The sequence below is a fragment of the Pseudoalteromonas sp. SR45-5 genome (assembly GCF_014163565.1).
Classification (GTDB): Bacteria; Pseudomonadota; Gammaproteobacteria; order Enterobacterales; family Alteromonadaceae; genus Pseudoalteromonas; species Pseudoalteromonas distincta.
The window spans coordinates 1-2,071 of record NZ_JACJDN010000674.1 but is presented as its reverse complement, the minus strand read 5'-3'; the positions used below and the strand labels follow the sequence as shown (position 1 = coordinate 2,071).

The 2,071-nt window shown below is 39.3% G+C and carries 2 protein-coding genes; both read right to left on the bottom strand.

Annotation, left to right across the window (positions count from 1 at the left end; all coding sequences use genetic code 11):
* A partial coding sequence (gene dnaX / locus H5072_RS17875) for a DNA polymerase III subunit gamma/tau (protein ID WP_182694318.1) occupies nucleotides 1-1,268 on the bottom strand: 1,268 nt, incomplete at its 3' end.
* Nucleotides 1,269-1,271: 3 nt separating this feature from the next.
* A complete protein-coding gene (apt, locus tag H5072_RS17870) occupies nucleotides 1,272-1,817 on the bottom strand; it encodes an adenine phosphoribosyltransferase (protein WP_002962303.1) in 546 nt (181 codons plus the stop codon).
* Nucleotides 1,818-2,071 lie beyond the last annotated feature (254 nt).

Genomic DNA, 2,071 nt, shown 5'->3' with positions numbered 1-2,071 from the left:
TCAACGGCTTTAGGCTGCTCGGCATTGCTAACTGGCTTAATATTATTTACTGGAGCACTGCTTTGGCCAGCTACGGTGTTTTGCGATGTTTTATTTTTATTTAATATATCTCGCAGTGCATTTGCACGGCCTTGTTTATTTGGGGCCGGCTCTTCGTTTGCTGTGTGTACAGTTTGTTGCGCGTCTGTAGGCTTAAATGCTAATAATCTTAGCATAATCATTTCAAAACCTAAGCGAGGCTCTGGTGCCCATTGTAAATCTTTTTTACCATTTAACAGTAACTGATAATAAATTTGAATTTGTTGTGGGCTCGTATGTTGTGCAACATGAGCAATATAATCTACATTTTTTTCATCTAGCCCTGCCGCTTCAGGCACTAACTGGGTTAGTTGTGTTAAATGTGTAAGTGCAATTAAATCATCAAGCAATGCCACATAATTAGGATTACGACTTGCCACCTGCGCAATCTCATCCATTAACGCAGCGCCATCTTGTGCAAGTAATGCTGCAAGCAAGCTTTGGCTATAATGAGTATCCATTAAACCAAGCATTGTTTGTACTGCTTGATTATTAATATCACCATTTGTTTGCGCAATAGCTTGGTCGGTTAAGCTAAGTGCATCACGCATACTGCCATCAGCGGCTTTTGAAATAATGCTAAGTGCATCGGTATCAAAGCTAAGCTGTTCTTGAGTAAGTACGTGTTCAAGCTGTATTTTAATTTCACTTTGCGACAAGGCATTTAAGTTAAATTGTAGACAGCGAGATAATATAGTGACTGGTAATTTTTGAGGATCGGTGGTCGCCAATAAAAATTTCACATGCTCTGGTGGCTCTTCAAGCGTTTTTAAAAGCGCATTAAAGCTGTGCTTAGAAAGCATGTGAACTTCATCGATTAGGTATACTTTATAACGTCCACGCGTTGGTGCATATTGAACGTTATCAAGTATTTCGCGAGTGTCTTCTACTTTTGTACGAGAAGCCGCATCTATTTCGAGTAGGTCAATGTAGCGCCCTGCTTCTATATCCAAACAGCTGCTACATTGTCCACACGGATTTGCAGATATACCTTCATCGCAATTTAAGCTTTTAGCAAAAATACGTGCAATGGTGGTTTTACCTACACCGCGGGTTCCAGTGAATAAATAAGCGTGATGCAGTCTATTTTGCGTAAGCGCATTTACAAGCGCTTGCTTAACATGAGACTGCCCAACCAATTCATGAAAGGTTTGAGGACGCCATTTTCTCGCTAGAACCTGATAACTCATCGATTACTCGCCTTCGAATTCAACCAATTTTAGGATTTTAATACCCATTTTTTTGATGCGCTGCTCGCCACCAAGTTCTGGTAGTGATACAACAAATGCTGCATCTGTGGCTTCGCCACCTAGTTTATTAACTAACTTAGCAGTGGCTTCAATTGTGCCACCAGTTGCTAATAAGTCATCAACTAGTAATACTTTGTCGCCAGGTACAATTGCATCTACATGCAGTTCTAGCGTGTCTTCACCGTACTCAAGTAAGTAATCTTGGCGAATAACTTCGCGTGGTAACTTACCTGGTTTACGTACTGGAATAAACGGAATGCCTAACGCATAAGACAATGGCGCACCAAAAATAAAACCACGTGATTCTGTGCCTATGATTTTAGTAAAGCCCTGATCTTTATATTCTGCGATAAACGCGTCAATAGTTGCTTTAAAGGCTTCTGGATTTGCCATTAAAGTGGTTACATCGCGAAACATAATGCCCGCTTTTGGATAATCAGCAATTGTAGTTATGCTGTTTTTGATAATTGCTGGTGTTACTTGAGTCATAATTTTAACTGTTCAATTGTTTATATTACAAAGCAGGTGATTATAACCTTAACTAACCTTTAATTGCGAGTTTGGCGTTATTATAAAAGAAGTATTAAATATGGACGGGGTAATTAAAATAAAGTGGTTCAAGGCTGAAGTTAGCAACAGCCTTAATAAACGCTATACATTTTACGTTAAGCTAGTGATCCAGCCTAATATTGCATTTAAACAACCAATCCCTGCAAATACAGCTAAAAAAGCAAGAAAGTAAG